Origin of the sequence: Streptomyces lushanensis (assembly GCF_001700515.1) — a bacterium.
Classification (GTDB): Bacteria; Actinomycetota; Actinomycetes; order Streptomycetales; family Streptomycetaceae; genus Streptomyces; species Streptomyces lushanensis.
In genome coordinates, this window is record NZ_MAUD01000329.1 from 1 (window position 1) to 2,281 (window position 2,281).

A 2,281-nucleotide genomic window follows, 5' to 3' on the forward strand; every position below is an offset into this window, starting at 1 on the left:
CCTATCATGGGGTTCCGCGCCGGGCGGCAGGGGGTAACTCCCTTCACTGGACGCGCGTTGGGCCTTACGTAGACTGGGGCGCCCGGCAGCGGAGCTGCCTATCGATGCTTTGCGGCACCATCACGCAGGGAGTTACGACCGTGGCAAGTGGCAACGCGATCCGGGGAAGCCGGGTCGGAGCGGGGCCGATGGGTGAGGCTGAGCGTGGCGAGTCCGCGCCCCGCCTGCGCATCTCCTTCTGGTGCTCCAACGGGCACGAGACGCAGCCGAGCTTCGCCAGTGACGCACAGGTTCCGGAGACGTGGGACTGCCCGCGCTGTGGATTCCCGGCCGGTCAGGACCGGGACAATCCACCGGACCCGCCGCGCACCGAGCCGTACAAGACGCACCTCGCCTATGTACGGGAGCGACGCAGCGACGCGGACGGCGAAGCGATCCTCGCCGAAGCGCTCGCCAAACTGCGCGGCGAGATCTAGACACGAGATCTGGACCTCCGGATCCGGACATACCGAGATCCGGACACATCAAGATCTGGACATACTTCAGCCGGCCGGACACCCAACAGGTGTCCGGCCGGTTTCTTCTGCCCCGTCCGTGACCCGTGTCGTCCGGTCATCGCGCGGTCACCCTGATCGCATAGGTTGGTCGGGCAGCAGGGCACGCACACACGCACGAGAAGAAGTGGACCGATGTCCGAGATGAACGCAGAAGGCCGTACCAGGCTCAACCGGACGCCCGAGTGGAACGCGCTCGGCAAGCACCGTGAACAGCTCGGGCAGACGCATCTGCGGGAGCTGTTCGCCGCCGATCCGGCGCGCGGCACCGGCTACACCCTCCAGGTCGGCGATCTCCACCTGGACTACTCCAAGCACCTGGTGACCGACGAGACGCTGACGCTCCTTCACGAGCTGGCCGCGGCGACCGGCGTGGCGGAGCTGCGGGACGCGATGTTCCGCGGAGAGAAGATCAACACCACCGAGGACCGCGCGGTACTGCACACGGCGCTGCGCGCCCCGCGCGGCGCCGTCGTCGAGGTGGACGGCGAGAACGTCGTACCCGCGGTGCACGCCGTACTCGACAGGATGGGCGCGTTCGCCGACCGGATCAGGTCCGGCGAGTGGACCGGCCACACCGGGCGTCCCATCAAGAACGTGATCAACATCGGTATCGGCGGCTCCGACCTCGGTCCCGCGATGGCCTACGAGGTGCTCCGCTCCTTCACCGACCGCGACCTCACGGTCCGCTTCGTCTCCAACGTGGACGGCGCGGACCTGCACGAGGCCGTACGGGACCTGGACCCGGCCGAGACGCTCTTCATCATCGCGTCCAAGACCTTCACCACGATCGAGACCATCACCAACGCCACCTCGGCCCGCTCCTGGCTGCTGACCGGGCTGGGCGCCGGGCAGGAGGCCGTCGCCAAGCACTTCGTGGCGCTGTCCACCAACGCGGGCAAGGTCGCCGAGTTCGGTATCGACACGGCCAACATGTTCGAGTTCTGGGACTGGGTCGGCGGGCGCTACTCGTACGACTCGGCCATCGGTCTCTCGCTGATGATCGCGATCGGTCCCGGCCGCTTCCGGGAGATGCTCGACGGCTTCCATCTCGTGGACGAGCACTTCCGCACCGCGCCGCCGGAGGCCAACGCGCCTCTGCTGCTGGGGCTGCTGGGCATCTGGTACGGATCGTTCTTCGACGCCCAGTCGCACGCCGTCCTGCCCTACAGCCACTACCTGTCGAAGTTCACGGCGTATCTCCAGCAGCTCGACATGGAGTCCAACGGCAAGTCGGTGGACCGGGAGGGCCGTCCGGTCGAATGGCAGACCGGGCCCGTGGTCTGGGGCACTCCGGGTACCAACGGGCAGCACGCGTACTACCAGTTGATCCACCAGGGCACCAAGGTCATCCCGGCGGACTTCATCGGCTTCGCCCGGCCCGTGGACGATCTGCGGCCCGGTCTGGTCGCGCAGCACGATCTGCTGATGGCCAACTTCTTCGCGCAGACGCAGGCGCTGGCCTTCGGCAAGACGCCGGAAGAGGTACGGGCCGAGGGTGTGCCGGAGGAGCTGGTGCCGCACAAGACCTTCCGCGGCAACCACCCGACGACCACGATCCTCGCCGAGGCGCTCACACCGTCCGTGCTGGGCCAGCTCATCGCGCTCTACGAACACAAGGTGTTCGTCCAGGGCGCCGTCTGGGACATCGACTCCTTCGACCAGTGGGGCGTCGAGCTGGGCAAGGTGCTCGCCAAGCGGATCGAGCCCGTCCTCACCGGTGAGGA

2 protein-coding genes are annotated in these 2,281 nt (G+C 67.6%); both read left to right on the top strand.

Annotated features, from left to right (window positions below):
- Positions 1 to 140: 140 nt before the first annotated feature.
- On the top strand, positions 141 to 476 hold the full coding sequence (locus tag BFF77_RS24575) for an RNA polymerase-binding protein RbpA (protein WP_003976875.1): 336 nt from the start codon (positions 141 to 143) through the stop codon (positions 474 to 476).
- 222 nt (positions 477 to 698) lie between these two features.
- Positions 699 to 2,281 (top strand): glucose-6-phosphate isomerase (gene pgi / locus BFF77_RS24580; protein ID WP_066953508.1); only part of this gene is annotated, 1,583 nt, incomplete at its 3' end.